General features: G+C 67.4%; 13 protein-coding genes, 1 tRNA gene and 1 pseudogene. 10 read left to right on the forward strand and 5 right to left on the reverse strand.

Translation table 11 applies throughout. The features are described from left to right. Window positions 1-11: 11 nt before the first annotated feature. Window positions 12-1,235 (reverse strand): annotated as a pseudogene (locus AC3ANX_RS00430) (tyrosine-type recombinase/integrase). Between the two features lie 177 nt (window positions 1,236-1,412). Next, a tRNA-Leu gene (locus AC3ANX_RS00435) sits at window positions 1,413-1,499 on the reverse strand. Between the two features lie 130 nt (window positions 1,500-1,629). Here AC3ANX_RS00435 and AC3ANX_RS00440 point away from each other — a divergent pair. The 7 genes from AC3ANX_RS00440 (at window position 1,630) to AC3ANX_RS00470 (ending at window position 11,416) form a co-directional block, all read left to right on the forward strand. Next, complete coding sequence (locus AC3ANX_RS00440) at window positions 1,630-2,565, forward strand: complex I NDUFA9 subunit family protein (RefSeq protein WP_488335091.1); 936 nt, start codon at window positions 1,630-1,632, stop codon at window positions 2,563-2,565. Window positions 2,566-2,631: 66 nt separating this feature from the next. Then, on the forward strand, window positions 2,632-3,441 hold the full coding sequence (locus AC3ANX_RS00445) for an undecaprenyl-diphosphate phosphatase (RefSeq protein WP_488335092.1): 810 nt from the start codon (window positions 2,632-2,634) through the stop codon (window positions 3,439-3,441). 160 nt (window positions 3,442-3,601) lie between these two features. Next, window positions 3,602-5,044, forward strand: a complete 1,443-nt coding sequence (locus AC3ANX_RS00450; protein ID WP_488335093.1) for an NAD(P)-dependent oxidoreductase — start codon at window positions 3,602-3,604, stop codon at window positions 5,042-5,044. Continuing rightward, the gene (locus AC3ANX_RS00455; protein WP_488335094.1) at window positions 5,041-5,673 is read left to right on the forward strand and encodes a DUF2059 domain-containing protein; all 633 of its coding nucleotides are present in this window, start codon (window positions 5,041-5,043) and stop codon (window positions 5,671-5,673) included. Before AC3ANX_RS00450 ends, AC3ANX_RS00455 begins: the two co-directional genes overlap by 4 nt. Next, window positions 5,673-10,184: a glutamate synthase large subunit gene (gene gltB, locus AC3ANX_RS00460; protein ID WP_488336848.1), complete on the forward strand. Its 4,512-nt coding sequence runs from the start codon at window positions 5,673-5,675 to the stop codon at window positions 10,182-10,184. Before AC3ANX_RS00455 ends, gltB begins: the two co-directional genes overlap by 1 nt. A 102-nt stretch (window positions 10,185-10,286) precedes the next feature. After that, complete coding sequence (locus AC3ANX_RS00465; RefSeq protein ID WP_488335095.1) at window positions 10,287-10,958, forward strand: glutathione S-transferase family protein; 672 nt, start codon at window positions 10,287-10,289, stop codon at window positions 10,956-10,958. An 86-nt stretch (window positions 10,959-11,044) separates the two neighbouring features. Continuing rightward, window positions 11,045-11,416 carry a tRNA-binding protein gene (locus AC3ANX_RS00470; RefSeq protein WP_488335096.1) on the forward strand — a complete coding sequence of 124 codons (372 nt, stop codon included), beginning with the start codon at window positions 11,045-11,047 and terminating at the stop codon, window positions 11,414-11,416. 263 nt (window positions 11,417-11,679) lie between these two features. Here AC3ANX_RS00470 and pepN read toward each other — a convergent pair whose 3' ends face one another. After that, a complete protein-coding gene (gene pepN / locus AC3ANX_RS00475) occupies window positions 11,680-14,277 on the reverse strand; it encodes an aminopeptidase N (protein ID WP_488335097.1) in 2,598 nt (865 codons plus the stop codon). A 116-nt stretch (window positions 14,278-14,393) separates the two neighbouring features. Between pepN and AC3ANX_RS00480 the strand changes: the two genes are divergently transcribed. Together AC3ANX_RS00480 and AC3ANX_RS00485 are read left to right on the forward strand one after the other, a co-directional pair. Beyond that, on the forward strand, window positions 14,394-16,031 hold the full coding sequence (locus AC3ANX_RS00480; RefSeq protein WP_488336849.1) for a M28 family peptidase: 1,638 nt from the start codon (window positions 14,394-14,396) through the stop codon (window positions 16,029-16,031). Next, window positions 16,028-16,957 (forward strand): Rossmann-fold NAD(P)-binding domain-containing protein, encoded by a 930-nt coding sequence (locus AC3ANX_RS00485; RefSeq protein ID WP_488335098.1) that lies wholly within the window; start codon window positions 16,028-16,030, stop codon window positions 16,955-16,957. The genes AC3ANX_RS00480 and AC3ANX_RS00485 overlap by 4 nt, the downstream gene beginning before the upstream one ends. On the opposite strand, the gene AC3ANX_RS00490 is transcribed toward AC3ANX_RS00485, so the two are convergent. Further along, the gene (locus AC3ANX_RS00490) at window positions 16,867-17,781 is read right to left on the reverse strand and encodes a DMT family transporter (RefSeq protein ID WP_488335099.1); all 915 of its coding nucleotides are present in this window, start codon (window positions 17,779-17,781) and stop codon (window positions 16,867-16,869) included. The two genes, AC3ANX_RS00485 and AC3ANX_RS00490, sit on opposite strands and share 91 nt — an antisense overlap. Before the next feature lie 66 nt (window positions 17,782-17,847). Beyond that, on the reverse strand, window positions 17,848-18,852 hold the full coding sequence (locus AC3ANX_RS00495; protein WP_488335100.1) for a threonine aldolase family protein: 1,005 nt from the start codon (window positions 18,850-18,852) through the stop codon (window positions 17,848-17,850). A gap of 102 nt (window positions 18,853-18,954) precedes the next feature. On the opposite strand from AC3ANX_RS00495, the gene AC3ANX_RS00500 reads away from it, so the two are divergent. Continuing rightward, window positions 18,955-19,845, forward strand: coding sequence for a bestrophin family protein (locus AC3ANX_RS00500; protein WP_488335101.1), 891 nt, complete (start codon window positions 18,955-18,957; stop codon window positions 19,843-19,845). Window positions 19,846-19,855 lie beyond the last annotated feature (10 nt).

Consider the following 19,855-nt stretch of genomic DNA (forward strand, 5'->3'; position numbering starts at 1 on the left):
CCTGACAGCGGTCAGGCGCGCCGGGCCGCCGGGAAGGACGACCGCAGGATTTTCCCGCCGTCGCGTGGCTGGTCGAGATAGTCCGACCAGTGCTGCATCATTTCGACCCGCTCGTCCCAATATTCACCGCGCGCGTAGGCGCGACAGACCTGGTTGGTATCGACGTGCGAGCTGGCGTTCGATCGCGTCCGGGTTCCAATCTCCCATCTCGTTGAGCAAGGTGGCGGTCATCGCCCGGAAGCCGTGCGCAGTCATCTGGTCGGTCGTGTAGCCGAGCTTGCGGAGGCGCTGATTGACGGCGTTCTCCGACATCGCCTTGCGCGGCTTGCCGAGGCACGGGAACAGATACTTCCACCAGTGGGTGTGCTCGTGAAGCTCCTTGAGCATTTCGATCACCTGCCGCGAAAGCGGGACGCGGTGCGGGCGTCGCATCTTCATCCGCTCCGCAGGAATGAACCAGATCGCCTCCTCGAAATCGATGTCGGTCCACTCGGCCTGTCGGAGTTCGCCGGGACGTAGCAGCACATGTGGCGACAGCCGCATGGCCATGACGGTCACCTTGTGCCCGGTATAGCCGTCGATCGCCCGGAGCAGCGTACCGACCTCGGAGAGCCGGGTTATGGCAGCGAAATGCTTGACCTTGGGCACGACGATCGCGCCGCGAAGGTCGGCGGCGACATCCTTGTCGCACCGAACCGTGGCGGCGCCATAGCGGAACACGCGGCTGAGGACGCTCCGCATGCGCCGTGCGCTTTCGTAGGCGCCGGTCGCCTCGACCTTGCGAAGCACGGCAAGCGCCTCACGCGGCGTGATCTGTGCGATCGGGATGGTGCCGAGCAACGGATAGGCCTTGGCGAGAAGCCAACGAATCTTGTCGACGGTCACCGGCGCGAGACCGTCCCGCTCGCATTTGACGAGCCATTCCTCGGCTACCGCCTCGAACGTTTTGGCAGCGGCGAACTTGGCGGCAATCCGGGCGCGCTTCTTCTCAAGCGCTGGATCGATGCCGTCAGCAATCTTCTTTTTTGCCTCGTCGCGTCGCACGCGGGCGTCCGCGAGGCTGACCTGCGGCCATCCGCCGAGGTGAAGGGTCTTCTGTTTGTCGAGGAATCGGTACCTGAAGCGCCATAGCTTCGAGTCATCGGGCTGGATCAAGAGAAGGAGCCTTGAGAATCGCTCAGGCTCCAAGCCTTCTCTTTCGGCTTAGCGGCATTGATCTGGATGTAGGTCAGCATGGTCGTTTTCCCAGCAAAGCCGGGTCGATCCGAGAGCCCCAAAAAGAGCCACGTTTTGTGGCTGCTGCTGTTGCTCTTAGCCGGATTTCGCCGGACGATGTCTGGCCATTCTCGGTCAAGAAATGCTGTGAAACCAGCCGCTTACTGGATGCTGCTGGACGTCTCCAGAGCCAGTATTGGTGCCCAGAAGAGGACTCGAACCTCCACGACCTTGCGATCGCCAGCACCTGAAGCTGGTGCGTCTACCAATTCCGCCATCTGGGCACGGGGTAGGGGCGGGCCTTTAGGGCGGGTTGAGCGGCCTTGTCAACAGCCCTGTTGCTGGGGCAAGGGCAAAAGCGTGATTTGAGGCGGCGGCGCGCGCCTCGCGGGTCAGCATGAGGGATCGACGAGCATGAAGAACAAGCTGGTGACGGTGATCGGCGGCGGCGGCTTTCTCGGCCGCTATGTCGCGCAGGCGCTTCTCGCGCGCGAGGTGCGGCTGCGCGTGGCGCAGCGCGATCCGCGCGCGGCGTGGTTCCTCAAGCCGCTCGGCACGTTCGGCAATGTCCAGTTCGTCGGTGCCGACGTGACCAAGCCGGAGACGGTGGCGCATGCGGTGGCGGGCGCGGATGCGGTCGTGAACCTGGTCGGCATCCTGTCGGGCGATTTCCGCAAGGTGCATGTCGAGGGCGCACGCGTCGTCGCGGAGGCGGCGCGTGCGGCTGGGGTTGAGACGCTGGTCCATGTCTCCGCGATCGGCGCCGATCCGGCGAGCGCATCCGCCTATGGCCGCAGCAAGGGCGAGGGCGAGGCGGCGGTGCGGGCGGCGTTCCCGCAGGCGACGATCCTGCGCCCCTCGATCGTGTTCGGGCGCGAGGACCAGTTCCTCAACCGCTTCGCCGGGATGATCGCGAGCGCGAAGATCGTGCCGGTGCTGCGCGCGCAGACGCGGTTCCAGCCGGTGTTCGTCGGCGACGTCGCCGAGGCGGTGGCGACCGCGATCGCCGATCCCGAACTGGCCGCGGGCCGGACCTTCGAGCTGGGCGGTCCCGACGTGATGACGATGGGCGCACTGATGCACTGGATCGCGCGTGCGATCGGCCGCAAGCCGACCTTCCTCGAACTGCCCGACGCGATCGGCGGGCTGATCGCGATGGGCGGGGCGCTGCCGGGCGCGCCGATCACGCAGGATCAGTGGAAGATGCTCCAGCAGGACAATGTGGTGGGCAGCGCCGCGGTCGGCCTCGCCGATCTTAAAATTTCGCCGACGCCGCTCGATGCGGTCGCGCCGACGTGGCTGGTCAGCTATCGCCGCAACGGGAGATTCGGCGCCCGCGCTGCCGCCTGAACGGCGGAGCGTCGCGGCGTGGCGGAGCGGCGGCGCTGGTAGCGCGCGCCGCCAAGGGGAATGTGCGTGACCGATCTTCTGACCATCATCCTGCTCGGCATCGTCGAAGGCGTGACCGAGTTCCTGCCCGTGTCCTCCACCGGGCACCTCATCCTCGCCTCCGCGCTGCTCGGCTACGACTCGGCCACCTGGGAGGTGTTCAACATCGTCATCCAGCTCGGCGCGATCCTCGCGATCGTGGTGCTGTACTGGCGGACGTTCTGGGCGGTGCTTTCGGGGCTGTTGCGGGGCGACTCGGTGTCGATCCGGTTCGTGCGCAACCTGCTCGTCGCGTTCCTGCCGGCGGCGGTGATCGGGCTGGCGCTGCACAAGCATATCGAAGCGCTGCTCGGATCGCCGCTGACGGTGTGTGTGGCGCTGATCGTCGGCGGCTTCGCGATCCTGTTCATCGAGCGTACCGTCAAGGAAGGCAGCATCGCCGGCGTGGCCGAGATCCCGCTGCCCAAGGTGATCGGCATCGGCTTCATCCAGTGTCTGGCGATGATCCCGGGGGTGAGCCGTTCGGGCGCGACGATCCTCGGCGCGCTGACGCTCGGGGTCGAGCGGCGCACGGCGGCGGAGTTCAGCTTCTTCCTCGCGATCCCGACGATGCTCGGCGCTACCGCACTGGAATTGTTCAAGAACCGGCATGAGCTGGCGAGTGGCGGCGGGGTCGGCTTTGGAGCGATCGCGATCGGATTCGTGGTGGCGTTCATCGTCGCGCTGCTGGTGGTGCGCTGGTTCGTCGGGATCGTCGGCAAGCGCGGTTTTTCGCCGTTTGCCTGGTATCGCATCGTCGCCGGCGGCGCGGCCCTGGTCTGGCTGCTGACGAAATAGGACCGTTGCGGAAGTATGTAGATGATGATTGTCCCGCCAGCGAGTGCGCTGCGATCCGTCTGAACCTTTTTAGGTAAAGAATACTTACCTAAAGTTGCGGAATTGCGTGACAGCGCCCGTTTTTGACGGTATAGCGCGCCTGCAACCACAGCAGGCACCTATGGCGAACGAACATCTCCTGAAATTTGTCGACCGCTCGCAGAGCTATCCGGACAAGCGCTCTGCCGAGGAACGTGCCGAGGACTTTCGCGAGATCGCGAACCGGTATGCGACGCCGGCCGCAGAGGATCAGGCCGGGCGCTGCTCGCAGTGCGGGGTGCCGTACTGCTCGGTGCATTGCCCGCTGCACAACCACATCCCCGATTGGCTCCGCCTCACTGCCGAGGGGCGCTTGCGCGAGGCGTATGAGCTGTCGAACGCGACCTCGACCATGCCCGAGATCTGCGGCCGCATCTGCCCGCAGGACCGACTGTGCGAAGGCAATTGCGTGATCGAATTCTCCGGCCACGGTGCGGTGACGATCGGCTCGGTCGAGAAGTTCATCACCGACAAGGCATGGGACGAGGGCTGGGTCGAACCGCTCGTGCCCGGCCCCGCGCGGGGGCAGTCGGTCGCGGTGATCGGCGCCGGGCCGGCGGGGCTGTCGGCGGCGGACTATCTGCGCACGCTCGGCTATGAGGTGCATGTCTATGACCGCTATGATCGGTCGGGCGGCCTGCTCACCTATGGTATCCCCGGCTTCAAGCTGGAGAAGTACGTCGTCACACGCCGGGTCGAGCGGCTCGCGGCAGGCGGCATCGTGTTCCACAACGGCTTCGAGATCGGCCGCGACGCCAGTCTCGACGAACTGCGCGCACGCCACGATGCGGTGCTGATCGCCACCGGCGTCTATAAGCCGCGCGCGATCAAGGCGCCCGGCGTCGATGCGAACGGCGTGGTCGATGCGCTCGATTACCTCACCGCCTCCAACCGCAAGGGCTTCGGCGACGCGGTGCCCGCGTTCGATGACGGCAGCCTCGATGCGGCCGGCAAGCATGTCGTGGTGATCGGCGGCGGCGATACCGCGATGGACTGCGTGCGCACCGCCGTCCGCCAGGGCGCGGCCAGCGTGAAGTGCCTTTACCGCCGCGACCGCGCCAACATGCCGGGGTCGCAGCGCGAAGTTGCGAATGCGGAAGAAGAGGGCGTCGAGTTCGTCTGGCTGTCCGCGCCAGAGGCGTTCCTCGCCGGCGATGCGGTATCGGGCGTCAAGGCGAGCCGGATGCGGCTTGGGGCACCCGATGCGAGCGGCCGTCGCGCGCCCGAGATCGATCCGGCCGGCGGCTTCGACGTGCCCGCCGATCTCGTCGTCAAGGCGTTGGGCTTCGATCCCGAGGATCTGCCGGTGTTGTTCGGCGCGCCCGAACTGGGCGTCACGCGCTGGGGCACGGTGCTGGTCGACAACAAGACGCTGATGACCTCGCTCGACGGCGTGTTCGCGGCGGGCGACATCGTGCGCGGCGCAAGTCTGGTGGTGTGGGCGATCCGCGACGGGCGCGACGTGGCGGCGACGATGCACGGCTACCTCAAGGCGAAGGCGGGCGCAGGGAAGGTCGCGGCATGATCGTGCGTGCGTTGATCTGTCTGTCACTGGCCTCGCCGGTGCTCGCGCAGACCGCTGCGCCCCGTCCCGCGCCGACGCGCCCCTCGGCGACGCGTCTCGACAGCGTGGTGACACCGGGGACGCATGCCGCCCCGGCTTCGCGTGCGACCCCGACGCAGCCGGCGGCGCAATCCTCCAGCTCCGCCGACATGGACGCGCGCCGCGCCGCCGCCGCCCGCCTGCTTGTCGCCAGCCGGTTTCGTGAACGCCAGGCTGTGACGATCCAGGACGGGCTTCGCACGACCGAACTCGAGATGGCGGGGGAGTGCCTTCAGCGTGCGATCGACGGCCGTAACATGCAGACCTGCCGGGCGATCGCCAATCCGAGCAACGCGATGCGCGCGCGTCTCGCCGACAGCGTGTCCGCTATCCTCGACGAGGTGATCGCGGCGAGCCAGAGCATCTATGCGCGGCGCTTCACCGTCGCCGAGATGGACGAGATCACCCGCTTCTTCAAAACGCCGGTGGGGCAGCGCTATGGCGAACTCTACCCGCAGATCATTTCCGACGTGCAGTCGCGCAAGCGCGCCATCCTGCGCCGCTATCTGACCAAGGCTGCGGCCGACACCGCCGACCAGAAGGCATCATGATGACCGATCAACGTGAGTATCTCGCCGAGCACGGCATGTACCGCCCCGAGTTCGAGGGCGACGCTTGCGGCGTCGGCCTCGTCGCCGCGACCGATGGCAAGCCCTCGCGCCGCGTGGTGCAGTCGGCGATCGACGCGCTGAAGGCGGTGTGGCATCGCGGCGCGGTCGATGCCGATGGCAAGACCGGCGACGGCGCGGGGCTTCACGTCGACCTGCCGGTGAAGTTCTTCGACGATGCCGTCACCGCATCGGGCCACCGCATGTTGCCCAACCGCCTCGGCGTCGGCATGATCTTCCTGCCGCGCACCGATCTCGGCGCACAGGAAGCGTGCCGTACGATCGTGGAAAGCGCGATCATCGAGCAGGGCTATACGATCTACGGCTGGCGGCAGGTGCCGGTCGATGTGTCGGTGATCGGCCAAAAGGCGCAGGCGACCCGCCCCGAGATCGAGCAGATCATGATTGCCGGGCCGATGCCCGACGAACAGAGCGCCGCCGAGTTCGAGAAGGATCTCTACCTCGTCCGCCGCCGCATCGAGAAGCGGGTGATCGCCGCGCAGATCAGCGGCTTCTACGTGTGTTCGCTGTCGTGCCGGTCGATCATCTACAAGGGGCTGTTCCTCGCCGAATCGCTGTCGGTGTTCTACCCGGACCTGACCGACCAGCGTTTCGAGAGCCGCGTGGCGATCTTCCACCAGCGCTATTCGACCAACACCTTCCCGCAATGGTGGCTGGCGCAGCCGTTCCGCTGCCTCGCGCATAATGGCGAGATCAACACGATCCGTGGCAACAAGAACTGGATGATCAGCCACGAGATCAAGATGGCCGCCAACGCGTTCGGCGAGCATTCGGAGGATATCAAGCCGGTGATCCCGGCCGGCGCCTCCGACACCGCCGCCTTGGACGCGACGTTCGAGGCGATCGTCCGCTCGGGCCGCGACGCGCCCACCGCGAAGCTGATGCTGGTGCCCGAGGCGTGGGGGCCGAAGGGCGAGATGCCCAAGGCGCATCTCGACATGTACAAATATTTCGCGAGCGTGATGGAGCCGTGGGACGGACCCGCTGCCCTCGCGATGACCGACGGGCGCTGGGCAGTGGCGGGGGTCGATCGCAACGCGCTGCGCCCCTTACGCTACACGCGCACCTCGGACGGTCTGCTGATCGTCGGGTCGGAGAGCGGCATGGTTGTGGTCCCCGAATCGACCATCATCGACAAGGGACGGATGGGCCCGGGCCAGATGATCGCGGTCGATCTCGACGAAGGCCGTGTGTTCAACGATCTCGCGATCAAGGACCAGATTGCCGGCGAGGCCGATTATGCCGCGATGATCGGCAATTTCATCGCGATCGGCGATCTGCCGTCAGCACCGGCGGATGCGACGACGCGGTTCGACCGCGCCGATCTCACCCGCCGTCAGGTCGCCGCCGGGCAGACGCTCGAGGATATGGAGCTGATCCTCGCGCCCATGGTCGAAGGCGGCAAGGAAGCGATCGGCTCGATGGGCGACGATACGCCGCTCGCCGTCATCTCGGACAAGCCGCGTCTTATCAGCCAGTTCTTCCGCCAGAACTTCAGCCAGGTGACCAACCCGCCGATCGACCCGTTGCGCGAGCGGCACGTCATGTCGCTCAAGACGCGGTTCGGCAATCTCGCCAACATCCTCGATACCGAGGGTCGGCGCGACGGTGTGCTGGTGCTCGAATCGCCGGTGCTGACCGGTGTCGACTGGGCGCGGCTGAAGGCGCATTTCGGTCGCCAGGCAGCGGAGATCGACTGCACCTTCGCGACCGGTGGCGGCCCCGAGACGCTGCGCGCCGCGATCGCCCGCATCCGTGCCGAAGCCGAACAGGCGGTGCGCGAGGGCAAGAGCGAGCTGTTCCTCACCGACATGAACGTCGGCGCGGACCGCATCGCCATCGCCGGCGTGCTGGCGGCGGCGGCGGTGCATACGCATCTCGTCCGGCGCGGGCTTCGCTCCTACGCGAGCATCAACATCCAGACCGCCGAATGCCTCGACACGCATTATTATGCGGTGCTGATCGGCGTCGGTGCGACCACGGTGCACGCCTATCTGGCGGAGGCCGCAATCGTCGACCGCCACACGCGCGGTCTGTTCGAGGGGCTGAGCCTCGACGAATGCCTTGCCAACCATCGTCATGCCATCGACGAGGGTCTGCTCAAGATCATGTCGAAGATGGGGATCGCGGTGATCTCCAGCTATCGCGGCGGGTATAATTTCGAGGCGGTCGGGCTGTCGCGCAGCCTCGTCAACGATTTCTTCCCCGGCATGCCTGCGAAGATTTCGGGCGAAGGCTATGCCTCGCTCCACCTCAACGCCAAGCTGCGCCACGAGGCGGCGTTCGACGCGGCCGTGGTCACGCTGCCGATCGGCGGCTTCTATCGCCAGCGCCACACCGGCGAGACGCACGCCTACTCGGCGCAGTTGATGCACCTGCTGCAATCGGCGGTGGGCACGGACAGCTACTCCACCTACCTGCAATTCTCGCGCGGGGTGGAGGCGTTGCCGCCGGTGTATTTGCGCGATCTGCTCCAGTTCAACTACCCGGACGAGGGCGTCGCGGTCGATCAGGTCGAGGCGATCACCGAAATCCGCAAGCGCTTCGTAACACCCGGCATGTCGCTCGGCGCGCTCTCCCCGGAGGCGCACGAGACGCTGGCGATCGCAATGAACCGGATCGGCGCGAAAGCGGTGTCGGGCGAGGGCGGCGAGGACAAGCTGCGCTACACGCCCTACGCCAACGGCGACAACGCCAATTCCGGCGTGAAGCAGATCGCATCGGGCCGGTTCGGCGTGACGGCGGAATATCTCAACGCCTGCGACGAGATCGAAATCAAGGTCGCGCAAGGGGCGAAGCCCGGCGAGGGCGGCCAGCTTCCCGGCTTCAAGGTGACCGAGTTCATCGCGAAGTTGCGCCACGCAACTCCGGGGGTGACGCTGATCTCGCCGCCGCCGCATCACGACATCTACTCGATCGAGGATCTCGCCCAGCTCATCTACGATCTCAAGCAGATCAACCCGCGCGCGCGGGTGTGCGTGAAGCTCGTCTCCTCAGCGGGCATCGGCACGGTCGCGGCGGGCGTGGCCAAGGCGCACGCCGACGTGATCCTCGTTTCAGGACACGTTGGCGGCACCGGCGCATCCCCGCAGACCAGCATCAAATATGCCGGCACGCCGTGGGAAATGGGGCTGTCGGAGGTCAACCAGACGCTGACGCTCAACGGGCTGCGCGGGCGGATCAAGCTGCGTGCGGACGGCGGCCTTAAGACCGGCCGCGACATCGTCATCGCCGCGATCCTCGGCGCGGAGGAGTTCGGCATCGGCACCTTGAGCCTCGTGGCGATGGGCTGCATCATGGTGCGCCAGTGCCATTCGAACACCTGCCCGGTCGGCGTGTGCGTGCAGGACGAGCGCCTGCGCGCGAAGTTCACCGGCACGCCCGAGAAGGTCATCAACCTGATGACCTTCATCGCCGAGGAAGTCCGCGACATTCTCGCGCGGCTGGGCGTGAAGAGCCTCGACGAGGTGATCGGCCGTACCGAGCTGCTCCGGCAGGTCAGCCGCGGCGCCGAGCATCTCGACGATCTCGACCTCAACCCGATCCTCGCCAAGGTCGATGCGGACGATTTCGAGCGGCGTTTCAGCCTGTCTACGTTCCGCAACGACGTGCCCGACAGCCTCGATGCGCAGATCATCAAGGATGCCGCCGCCGTGTTCTCGCGCCGCGAGAAGATGCAGCTCACCTATTCGGTGCGCAACACGCACCGCGCGGTCGGCACACGGCTGTCGAGCGAGATCACCCGCACCTACGGCATGGACGCGCTGGCGGACGGGCATGTCCATATCCGCCTGCGCGGCTCGGCCGGGCAGAGCCTCGGCGCGTTCCTGTGCAAGGGCATCACGCTGGAAGTGTTCGGCGATGCCAACGATTATGTTGGCAAGGGCCTGTCGGGCGGGATCATCGCGCTGCGTCCGGTGGTGTCCTCGCCGCTCAAGTCGAACGAGAACACCATCATCGGCAACACCGTGCTGTACGGTGCGACCTCGGGCAAGCTGTACGCGGCGGGCCAAGCGGGCGAGCGGTTCGCGGTGCGCAATTCGGGCGCGACCGTCGTGGTGGAAGGCTGCGGCGCCAACGGTTGCGAGTACATGACCGGCGGCACCGCCGTCGTGCTCGGCGCGGTCGGCACCAACTTCGGTGCGGGCATGACCGGCGGCATGGCGTTCGTGTACGATCCCGACGAAAGCTTCGCGCGGCGAGCCAACCCGGAGAACATCACCTGGAACCGGCTGTCCTCGTCGCACTGGGAATCGGTGCTGCTCGCGCATGTCCGCGCGCATCACGCCGCGACCGACAGCAAATGGTCGGGCGCGCTGCTCGACGATTGGGGCCGGGTGATCGAGCATTTCTGGCAGGTCGTGCCCAAGGAGATGCTGTCGCGGCTCAGCCACCCGCTCGATGACCGTGAGGCGCTTGAAGCGGCGGAGTAATCCGCGTCCCAGCCGTTCCCCGACTCGTCTCGGGGAACGGCTGTTTCGCCGGGAGCCGAATCCGCCCTTCCGCGACCCCGGCCGCCCGGCTACACGGGCGGAATGTGGCAACTCTACCAATTCCCGCTCTGTCCCTTCTCGCGGAAGGTCCGGCTGCTGCTGGGCGAGAAGGGCGTCGGCTACGAGCTGGTGCGCGAATCGCCTTGGGTGCGGCGCGACGAGTTCATCGACATGAACCCGGCGGGGCAGGTGCCGGTAGTGACCGACGAGACGCGCGGGCTGCTGCTGATCGATTCGATGGCGATCTGCGAATATTTCGAGGAGACGATCGAGAAATCGGCGATGATCTCCGGTCCCGCCGCCTATCGCGCCGAGATCCGCCGGCTGGTCGCTTGGTTCGATTCGCAATTTTTCGCCGACATCACCGCGCCGTTGCTCCATGAGCGGATGGAAAAGCGGCTCGTCACCCGCCAGTCGCCCGATTCGAAGGTGCTGCGCGAGGCAATGCGCGCGGCGGTGCGGCACCTCGATTACACCGATTACCTGCTCGATCATCACAACTGGATGGCGGGATCGACCATGACGCTCGCCGATCTGGCGGCGGCGGCGCAGATTTCGGTGGTCGATTATCTCGGCGGCATCGACTGGAAGAACCACGAGCAGACCGCGCGCTGGTATCGCGGGCTTAAGAGCCGGCCGAGCTTCCGCCCGTTGCTGTCCGAGCGGATGGACGGCATCCAGCCGACCCCGCATTACGACGATCCGGATTTTTAAGGTTTCCCCGCCGTCCGTGCCGAGCGAAGTCGAGGCACCTGCGCCACGTCGCTCGACTTCGCTCGGGACGAACGGGAGGTAAGACGATGCACGTGACGCACGATCCAGCCGCTGACGTAGCGCCGACAATCGCCTTCGACGATTTCCTCGCGGTAGACATCCGCGTCGGCACGATCATCGAGGCGCTGCCCTTCCCCGAGGCGCGCAAGCCCGCGTTCAAGCTGGTGATCGACTTCGGCCCGGTGATCGGGATCAAGAGATCCTCCGCGCAGATCACCGAGCGTCATGCGCTGGCGGACCTGCCGGGGCGGCAGGTCGCGGCGGTGGTCAATTTCCTGCCGCGCCAGATCGGCAAGTTCCTGTCCGAAGTGCTGACGCTCGGCTTTCCCGATGCCGACGGCAAGGTGGTGCTGGTGACGCCTGCGCAGGGCGTGCCGAACGGCGGGCGGTTGTTTTAAGAGAATTCCGCGCAGAGGCGCAGGGGACGCAGAGGGGTTGCGCCAAAGGCGACGTTCCGCGCGTCAGCGCTTGAAAATCCCCGCGTCTCCGCCTCCGCATGCCAATTTTCCTCGTTCGGTGCTCTTGGCTTTTCGTTCACGCGGATGCGCGGAGGCGCAGAGAGAGTGTGTTTCGAGGCGGCGTGTCGAACCTCTCGACGAAAGATGCGGCGCGCTGCGTGCGGAACATCTCTGCGCCCTTTGCGCCTCTGCGCGAACAAACTCTATCCGGCCAGACTCTTCGACGCCTGTTCGAACATGTCCTTCGAGAGCCCCGGCGTGGCGAGGATGCGCTCCAGTTCGGCCTTCATCAGCCCCGCGCGCGCCATGTCGTAGCGGCGCCAGCGCCCGAGCGGGGGCAGCAGCTTGGCGGCGGTCTGCGGGTTGAGCTTGTCGAGCGCGATCAACTGGTCCGCGACGAAGCGGTAGCCCGCACCCGACACCGCGTGGAACGCGCGCTGGTTGACGCTGAACGCCCCCACCAACGAGCGTGCGCGATTGGGGTTGGCGAGCGTGAAGGCGCGGTGCTGCGCAAGCTCCTGCACTGCCGCCAACGTATCCTCGCGCTGGGCGAGCGCCTGCGTCTGGAACCATTTGTCGAGCACCAGCGCATTGTCGGAATAGCGGTTGTAGAAGATGTCGAGCGCCGGCACCCGCTCGGGCGCATCGCTGCTGACCAAAGTGGTGAGCGCGCCCTGCCGGTCGGTCATGTTGTCGGCCGCCTCGAACTGCGCGAAGGCAAGCGCGCCGGCATCGGCCGCACCGCTCGCCGCGATATAGCCGAGCGCGACGGTCTTCATCCGGCGCAGCCCCTTGGCCTCGGGCGAATAGACATAGCCGCCGGTCGCCGCCGCCTGCGCATACGCCGCGCGCCAGCGCGGTTCGAGCGCGCGGCCGATCTCGCGGCGCAGCGCCTCGCGCGCGCGGAAGATCGCCTCGGGATCGACCACCGCCATCTGGTCGCCGACGAAGCTCTCCGAGGGGAGCAGCACCGCCTCGGCGATGAAGGCAAGGTCGAGCGCGGCATCGTCCAGCGTGTTTGCGATCGCCGCGACCACCGCGTTCTGGTCGGCGCGCATGCCGCTGGCGGCGGCGACGAGCGTGTCGAGCATCAGTTGCTGCATCGCCTCGTAGCGCGCGAACGGATCGTCGTCATGCGCCGACAGGAAGGCGAGATCGGCGGCGGTGCGGTCGGTCTCGATGATGACGGGGGCGGAGAAGCCACGGTTGATCGACAGCACCGGCCGTTCGGTGACGGTTTCGAACGCGATCTCCGCCGCTTCGTCCTCTAGCAGCACGAGGCGTTCCTCGCTCAACGGCCGCGCGGTGTTCGCGCCGAACAGCTTGAGCTTGAGCGGCAGCACCATCGGCGCCTTGACCGGCTGGCCCGGCGTCGGCGGCACGGTCTGCGACAGCGTCAGGATCGCGCGGCCGCCGCCCGTGTCATGCGAAAGCTGCGCCTTCACGCGCGGGGTGCCCGCCTGGCTATACCAGCGGCGGAACTGGGTGAGGTCGATGCCGCTCGCCTCCTCAAGGCTGGCGACGAAATCCTCGCACGTCGCCGCCGTCCCATCGAAGCGCGCGAAATACAGGTCGGTGCCCGCGCGGAACGCCTGTGGTCCCAGCATCGTCGCGAGCATGCGGATCACTTCCGCGCCCTTGTTGTAGATCGTCGCGGTGTAGAAGTTCGAGATCTCCTGATATTCGTCGGGTCGAATCGGGTGCGCGAGCGGCCCCGAATCCTCCGGAAACTGCGCGGCGCGAAGCCCCCGCACATCCTCGATCCGCTTGACCGCCGCCGAGCCCTGATCGGCCGAGAAACCCTGGTCGCGATAGACGGTGAAGCCCTCTTTCAACGAAAGCTGGAACCAGTCGCGGCACGTCACGCGGTTGCCCGACCAGTTGTGGAAATATTCGTGCGCGACCACGGCCGCGATCGCGTCGAAATCGTAATCGGTCGCGGTGTCGGGATCGGCGAGGATGTAGCGGCTGTTGAAGACGTTGAGCCCCTTGTTCTCCATCGCGCCGAAGTTGAAATCGTCGACCGCGACGATGTTGAACACGTCGAGATCATACTCGCGGCCATAGACGCGCTCGTCCCACGCCATCGACGTCTTGAGCGCCTCTAAAGCGTGGTGGGTCTTGGGGACGTCGGCGGCGCGCACCCAGATGCCGAGCTCCACGGTGCGCCCCGACATGGTGACGAACGTGCCGCGATTGGCGACGAGATCGCCCGCCACCAGCGCGAACAGATAGCAGGGCTTGGGGAAGGGATCGTTCCACTCCGCCCAGTGCCGCCCGCCATCGAGATCGCCCTGCGCCACCGGATCGCCATTGGCGAGCAGCACCGGGAAGCGCGCCTTATCCGCCGCCATGCGCACGCTGTAGCGGCTCAGCACGTCGGGCCGGTCGGGAAAATAGGTGATGCGGCGGAAGCCCTCCGCCTCGCACTGCGTGCACAAATTGCCGCCCGAGGCGTAGAGGCCCATCAACTGCGTGTTGCGATCGGGCGCGATCTCGACCTCGGTCTCGACGACGTGGCGCTCGCCCGACAGCGGCAGCACCAAAGCCTCGCCGTCGTGGCTCCAGTCGTTGACCGCGACGCCGTCGACCTTCACCGACAGCAGGGTCTGCCCGGCACCGTCGAGCCGCAGCGGGCCGTGACCGGCGTTACGCGTCACCGACAGCGTCGCGCGCACGCGCGTCGCCTCGGGCGCGAGATCGAAATCGAGCGCGATATCGGGCACCAGCCATTCGGGCGGGGTATAGTCCGCGCGGCGGGTGACGTGCGGCTGGGCGGTGGTGGTGTGGATATCGAGCATCCTCAAGGATGTAAGCAGCCCGCCCGCGTGGTGCCAGACAAATCGCCGCCTTTGCGGCCGGTAGGCTGCTGTGATACCGCGCGGCCATGCGGGACAATTTGGCGTGCAGAGTGTTGGTGGCGGTCGCGCTGGCGTTCGCCGGCCCCGCATCCGCCCGCGTCGTCGATGCGCCCCAGGCTGCCGCGCCCCAAGCCGCCGCGCCCCAAGCTGCCGCGCCTTCACCCGCGCAACTGCCCGACGATCAGGCGGCGATGAAGGCGCATGTGATGTTCCTCGCCTCCGACGCGTTGCGCGGGCGCGAGGCGGGGACGCCCGAATATCGCATCGCCGCCGAATATGTGGCCTCGCGCTTCTTCGCGGCGGGGCTGAAGCCGGCGGGCGACAAGGGCGGCTATCTCCAGACCGTGCCGCTGCTGCGCTACCAGCCAGCCGATCATGGCGATCTCGTGCTGACAGCCCAGGCCGGCGTGCCGGTGCCGTTGGTGTTCGGGCGCGATTTCGTGCCGGGCGCGGTGCCGGGCAAGCCGCAGTTTTCGCTCGACGCGCCGGTGGTGTTCGTCGGGCAGGGGATCGTCGCTCCCAAATACAAGCGCAACGATTATGCCGGGGTCGACGTGCGCGGCAAGATCGTCGCGTTCCTCGGCGAGACGCCGCCCGGCTTTCAGAGCGAGGAGCGCGCGCATTTCGCCAGCCTCGCGACGCGCACCGCGATCGCCGCCGAACGTGGTGCTGCGGCGGCGATCCTGATCGAGCCGGGCAGCGTCAGCGAGGCGGGGTGGGACCGCTCGCGCATGACCTGGGCCTATCCCGATGGTACCGGCCATATCGCCGGCGTGCCGCTGATCGCCACCGTCAGCGGGGCGGGCGCGGCCAAGCTGTTCGCGCACGCCAAGACGCCGTGGGACAAGCTCGCCCCGCGCGCCGACGATCCCACCGCGACCTTCAAGGCCGAACAACTGCCCGGCATCCTCACCGCCGCGCTGAAGACGTCGTCCGAACCGCTCGACAGCGCCAATGTCGCCGGGCTGCTGCCGGGCACCGACCCGACGCTGTCGCGTGAGGTGGTGGTGCTGTCGGCGCATCTCGACCACCTCGGCGTCGGCCTGCCGGTGAACGGCGACGCGATCTACAACGGGGCGGAGGACAATGCGGTGGGCATCGCCGCGCTGATCGAGGCGGCCAAGCGCTTTCGCGCCAGCGACATGCCGACGCGGCGGTCGATCCTGTTCCTCGCCGTCACCGCGGAGGAGGAGGGGCTGGTCGGCTCGGACTATTTCGCGCGCCACCCGACCGTGCCGGCCGGGCGGATCGTCGCCGACGTCAATTTCGACATGCCGATCCTGTCGTACACGTTCCAGGACATGACCGTGTTCGGCGCGGACCGCTCGACGCTGGGGCCGATCGTCGCGCAGGCGGTGGCGGCGCTGGGCGTCACCATGTCGCCCGATCCCGATCCGGCCGAGGGGTTCTTCGTGCGGTCGGACCATTATCGCTTCGTCCAGCAGGGTGTGCCCTCGGTGTTCCTGTGGCCGGGGCAGGCGGGGCCGGGCAAGGCGGCGTTCGAGGATTTCCTCAAGCACCGCTATCATCAGCCCTCCGACGATCTGTCGCAGCCGATCGACTGGGCGCAAGGGTTGCGCTTCGTCGCCGCCAACACCGCGATCACCCGCGCGATCGCCGATGCGCCGGAGCGGCCGCGCTGGAACAAGGGCGATTTCTTCGGGCTGCTCTACGACGGGCCGGGGGCGAAATGAGCCGGCTGTTCGTGTTCGGGCTCGGCTATACGGGCCAGGCGCTCGCGCATCGGCTGCGGGCGGAGGGCTGGCACGTCGCCGGCACCGGGCACGGCGGCACGATCGACTTCGCCGATGACGATGCGGTGCGACGCGAGCTGGCAGCGGCGACGCATGTGCTGTCTTCGGTGCCGCCGGTCGATGGGCGCGATCCGGTGCTGGCGCGCTACATCGCACCGCATCTCGTCATCCCAGCGCACGCTGGGGTCTCGGGCGATGGTGCGAGCGGCGTGCCCCACGCGGGAGATGCCAGCGTGCGCTGGCATGACGATTGGGGGGAGGCGCTTAGGGGCCGTTGGCTCGGCTACCTTTCCTCCACCGGCGTCTATGGCGATGCCGCCGGCGCGTGGGTCGACGAAAGCGCGCCGATCGGCACCGGCCGCCGCACCGCGCGTGCCGCCGCCGATGCGGCTTGGGTAGCGCTCGGCGCGCGCGTGTTCCGGCTGCCGGGTATTTATGGCCCGGGTCGATCGGCGCTCGATCGCGTTCGTGAAGGGCGGGCGTACCGTACCGGGCTTGCCGGTCAGGTGTTCAGCCGCGTGCATGTCGAGGATATCGTCGCGGGCGTAATCGCCGGCTTCGATTCTCCGGCCGGCGCGTACAACCTCGCCGACGATCATCCCGCCGCGCAGGACGCAGTGGTAAGCTTCGCCGCGCACCTGCTCGGCCTGCCGCCGCCGCCGCTGGTCGCGCTCGCCGATCTGCCGCCGATGGCGCGGGCCTTCTATGCCGAGAACCGCCGCATCGCTGCGACCAAGGCCAAGCGCGTGCTCGGCTGGCGGCCGCGCTTCCGCGATTATCGCGCCGGCTTGCGCTCGGTCAGCGCGATCACCAGCCCGACAATCACGAGCGCCGCGCCGAGCATCGACAGCGCCGCCCAGCGATAGCCCTCGAACGCGGTCGATAGCGCCATCGCGATCACCGGCACCAGCACGCTCGAATAAGCCGCCTTGGCCGGGCCGATCGCGCGGATCACCCCGTAATAGAGCGGAAAGGCGAGCGCGGAGGCGATCAGCCCGAGGTACAGGGTGGCGAACAGATAGGCCGGCGCGGTCGAGATCACCGGCGCGCCGAACAGCACCCATGCGCACATAGCATCGATGATCGCGCCGAGCAGCATCGACGCCGCGATCATCGGCATCATCGGATAGCGTTTCGCCGCCTGCGTGCCCTGCATCACGTTGCCGACCGAGGCGGCGAGCGTACCGAGCAATGTGAGGCCGATGCCGGTCAGCGCCTCGCGCGGCCCATGCGGATCGACACGCGCCTCGTGCAGGAACAGCAGCGCGATCCCGCCGACCGCGACCGCCGATCCGAGTAGCAGTTGCACGCCGAGCTTACGCCCGAGGAAGATTCGCCCGAGCACCGCGTTGGGCAACAGTAGCAACGCGAACACCACCGCGACCAGCCCGGAGGCGACATGCTGCTCGCCCCGATAGATGAAGTTGAAGTTGAGGCAGAACTGGAACAGCCCGAGCGTCGCGGCGAAGCCCCAGCCGCGCGCATCGAGCCGGATGCGTTCGCCGCGCGCGAACGTGTAGGCGATCATCGCCAGCGCGGCGAGGCTGAAGCGATACGTCACCGACCAGCCGAGCGGCACCGCGCCGAGTTGTCCGCGGATCACCAGCCACGTCGAGCCCCAGATCAGCGTGACGATCGCGAACGGGATCAGCACGGCGAGGCGGGATGCCGGGGGCGAAACGACTGTCATAAGGCCGCAGTATCGCGCGCAGCCAGCGCGACAAGCGCGATCTGCTTATCGCCTCACAAGCTGCGCTTATCGAAGCGCGGCGATCGCCTCGGCGAGGGGGCGAACCTCGTCAAGGCTGTGGTTCCACGATGTCACCAGCCGGATCTCGCCGTGCGCCCAATCGTAGAAGTCGAAGCCGAGCGCGCGCAGGCTCGCCGCCTCGTCGGGCGTCACGCGCAGGAACACCTCGTTGGCCTCGACCGGATGGATCGCGCGCGCACCCGCCGCATCGCCGAGCAGCCGCGCCGCCGCATTGGCGGCGGTGCCGTTGGCGATCCAGCGATCCTCCTCGAGCAGCGCGACGATTTGCGCGGCGAGGTAGCGGCCCTTCGACAGCAGCAGCCCGGCGCGCTTGCGGCGGCGCAGCGTGTCGGCGGCGAGGCCGGGCTTGAAGAAGATCAGCGCCTCCGCGCTCATCCCGCCGTTCTTGATGAAGCCGAAGCTGAGCGCGTCGACCCCGGCGCGCCACGTCAGGTCGGCGGGCGAGCAGCCGAGATGCGCGACCGCATTGGCAAAGCGCGCGCCATCCATGTGCAGCCCGAGCCCACGTCCGCGCGCGAGGTCGCCGATCGCGGCGACTTCGGCGGGCGTATAGACCATGCCATATTCGGTCGCGTTGGTGATCGAGATGGCGTGCGGCTGGACGCGGTGGACGTCGTTCGCGATGATGTCGATCACCGCGCGGATGCTGTCGGGCGTCAGCTTGGCGCCCGCGCCCTCGCCGATCATCAGCTTGGCGCCGTGCGTGTAGAATTCGGGTGCGCCGCATTCGTCGTTCTGGATGTGCGCATCGCGGTGGCAGACCACGCCACCGAACGGCGGGCACAGCGCCGCGAGCGCGAGGCAGTTCGCCGCAGTGCCGGAGGGCACCCACAGCGCCGTCACCTCGGTCTCGAACAGCGCGGAGAAGCGCGCGTCGAGGCTCTTGCTCAGCGCGTCGCCATCATAGGCGGTGTCGAGCGTGTTGTGCGCGGCCATCGCATCGAACACGGCGGGGTGAACTGGGGCGGCATTGTCGGAGAAGAAACGCATCGCCGCAGCATTGCGGTTCGGCCGGGCGGGCGTCAACCGCGCGATTGCGCGGCGGTGGCGCGGGCGGCATAGCGGCGCGATGGCATCTCCCGATCCGCTTGCATGATCGTCCGTGGCAGCCCCAGCCTGCGCGACGTGCTGTTCGCCACGCGCGGATCGATCCTGCCGCGCATCCTGCGGCGGCTGATCTCGATACTGGCGGTCTCCGCGATCGCGGTGGTGGTCGCGCGGACGCATCCCGCGTTGCTGGTTGGGCTGGCGGCGATGCCGTTCACGCTGGTCGGCCTGTCGCTCTCGATCTTCATGAGCTTCCGCAACACCGCCTGTTATGATCGCTGGTGGGAGGGGCGCAAACTTTGGGGGCAGCTCATCATCGCCAGCCGCTCGTTCGCGCGGCAGGTGTCGGCGTTGCCGGTGGCCGAGCGTGCGGCGTTGCTGGAAGCGCTATGCGGGTTCGCCGCCGGGCTCGCCGCCAAGCTGCGCGACGGCGACGAAGCCACGGCGATCGCGCGCCATATCGCGCCCGATGCCGATGCGCCCAATCCGACCGATGCGGTGCTGACGCTGGTCGGCGGACGCTGCCTGGCGCTTGTCGCGGCGGGGACGATCACGCCGATCCATCATTCGCTGCTCGAAACGCAGCTCACCGAACTGGGCCATGTTCAGGGCGGGTGCGAGCGGATCAAGGCGACGCCGCTGCCGTTTTCCTATGCGCTGTTGCTCCACCGCACCGCGTATGCGTTCTGCCTGCTGCTGCCGTTCGCGCTGGCTCCGGCGCTGGGCTGGTGGGCGCTGCTGCCGAGCTTCCTCGTCAGCTATGCGTTCTTCGGGCTCGATGCGCTTGGCGACGAGTTGAGCGATCCGTTCGGCACCGCGCCCAACGGCCTTCCGCTCGATGGCATGGTGCGCACGATCGAGCGCGAGTTGCTCCACGCCGCCGGGCACAAGGATTTGCCGCCGGCGCTGCTGCCGGCCGATTACGTGCTGCTGTAGCGATCGGCGG

It is taken from the genome of Sphingomonas sp. BRN-1R (assembly GCF_057748035.1).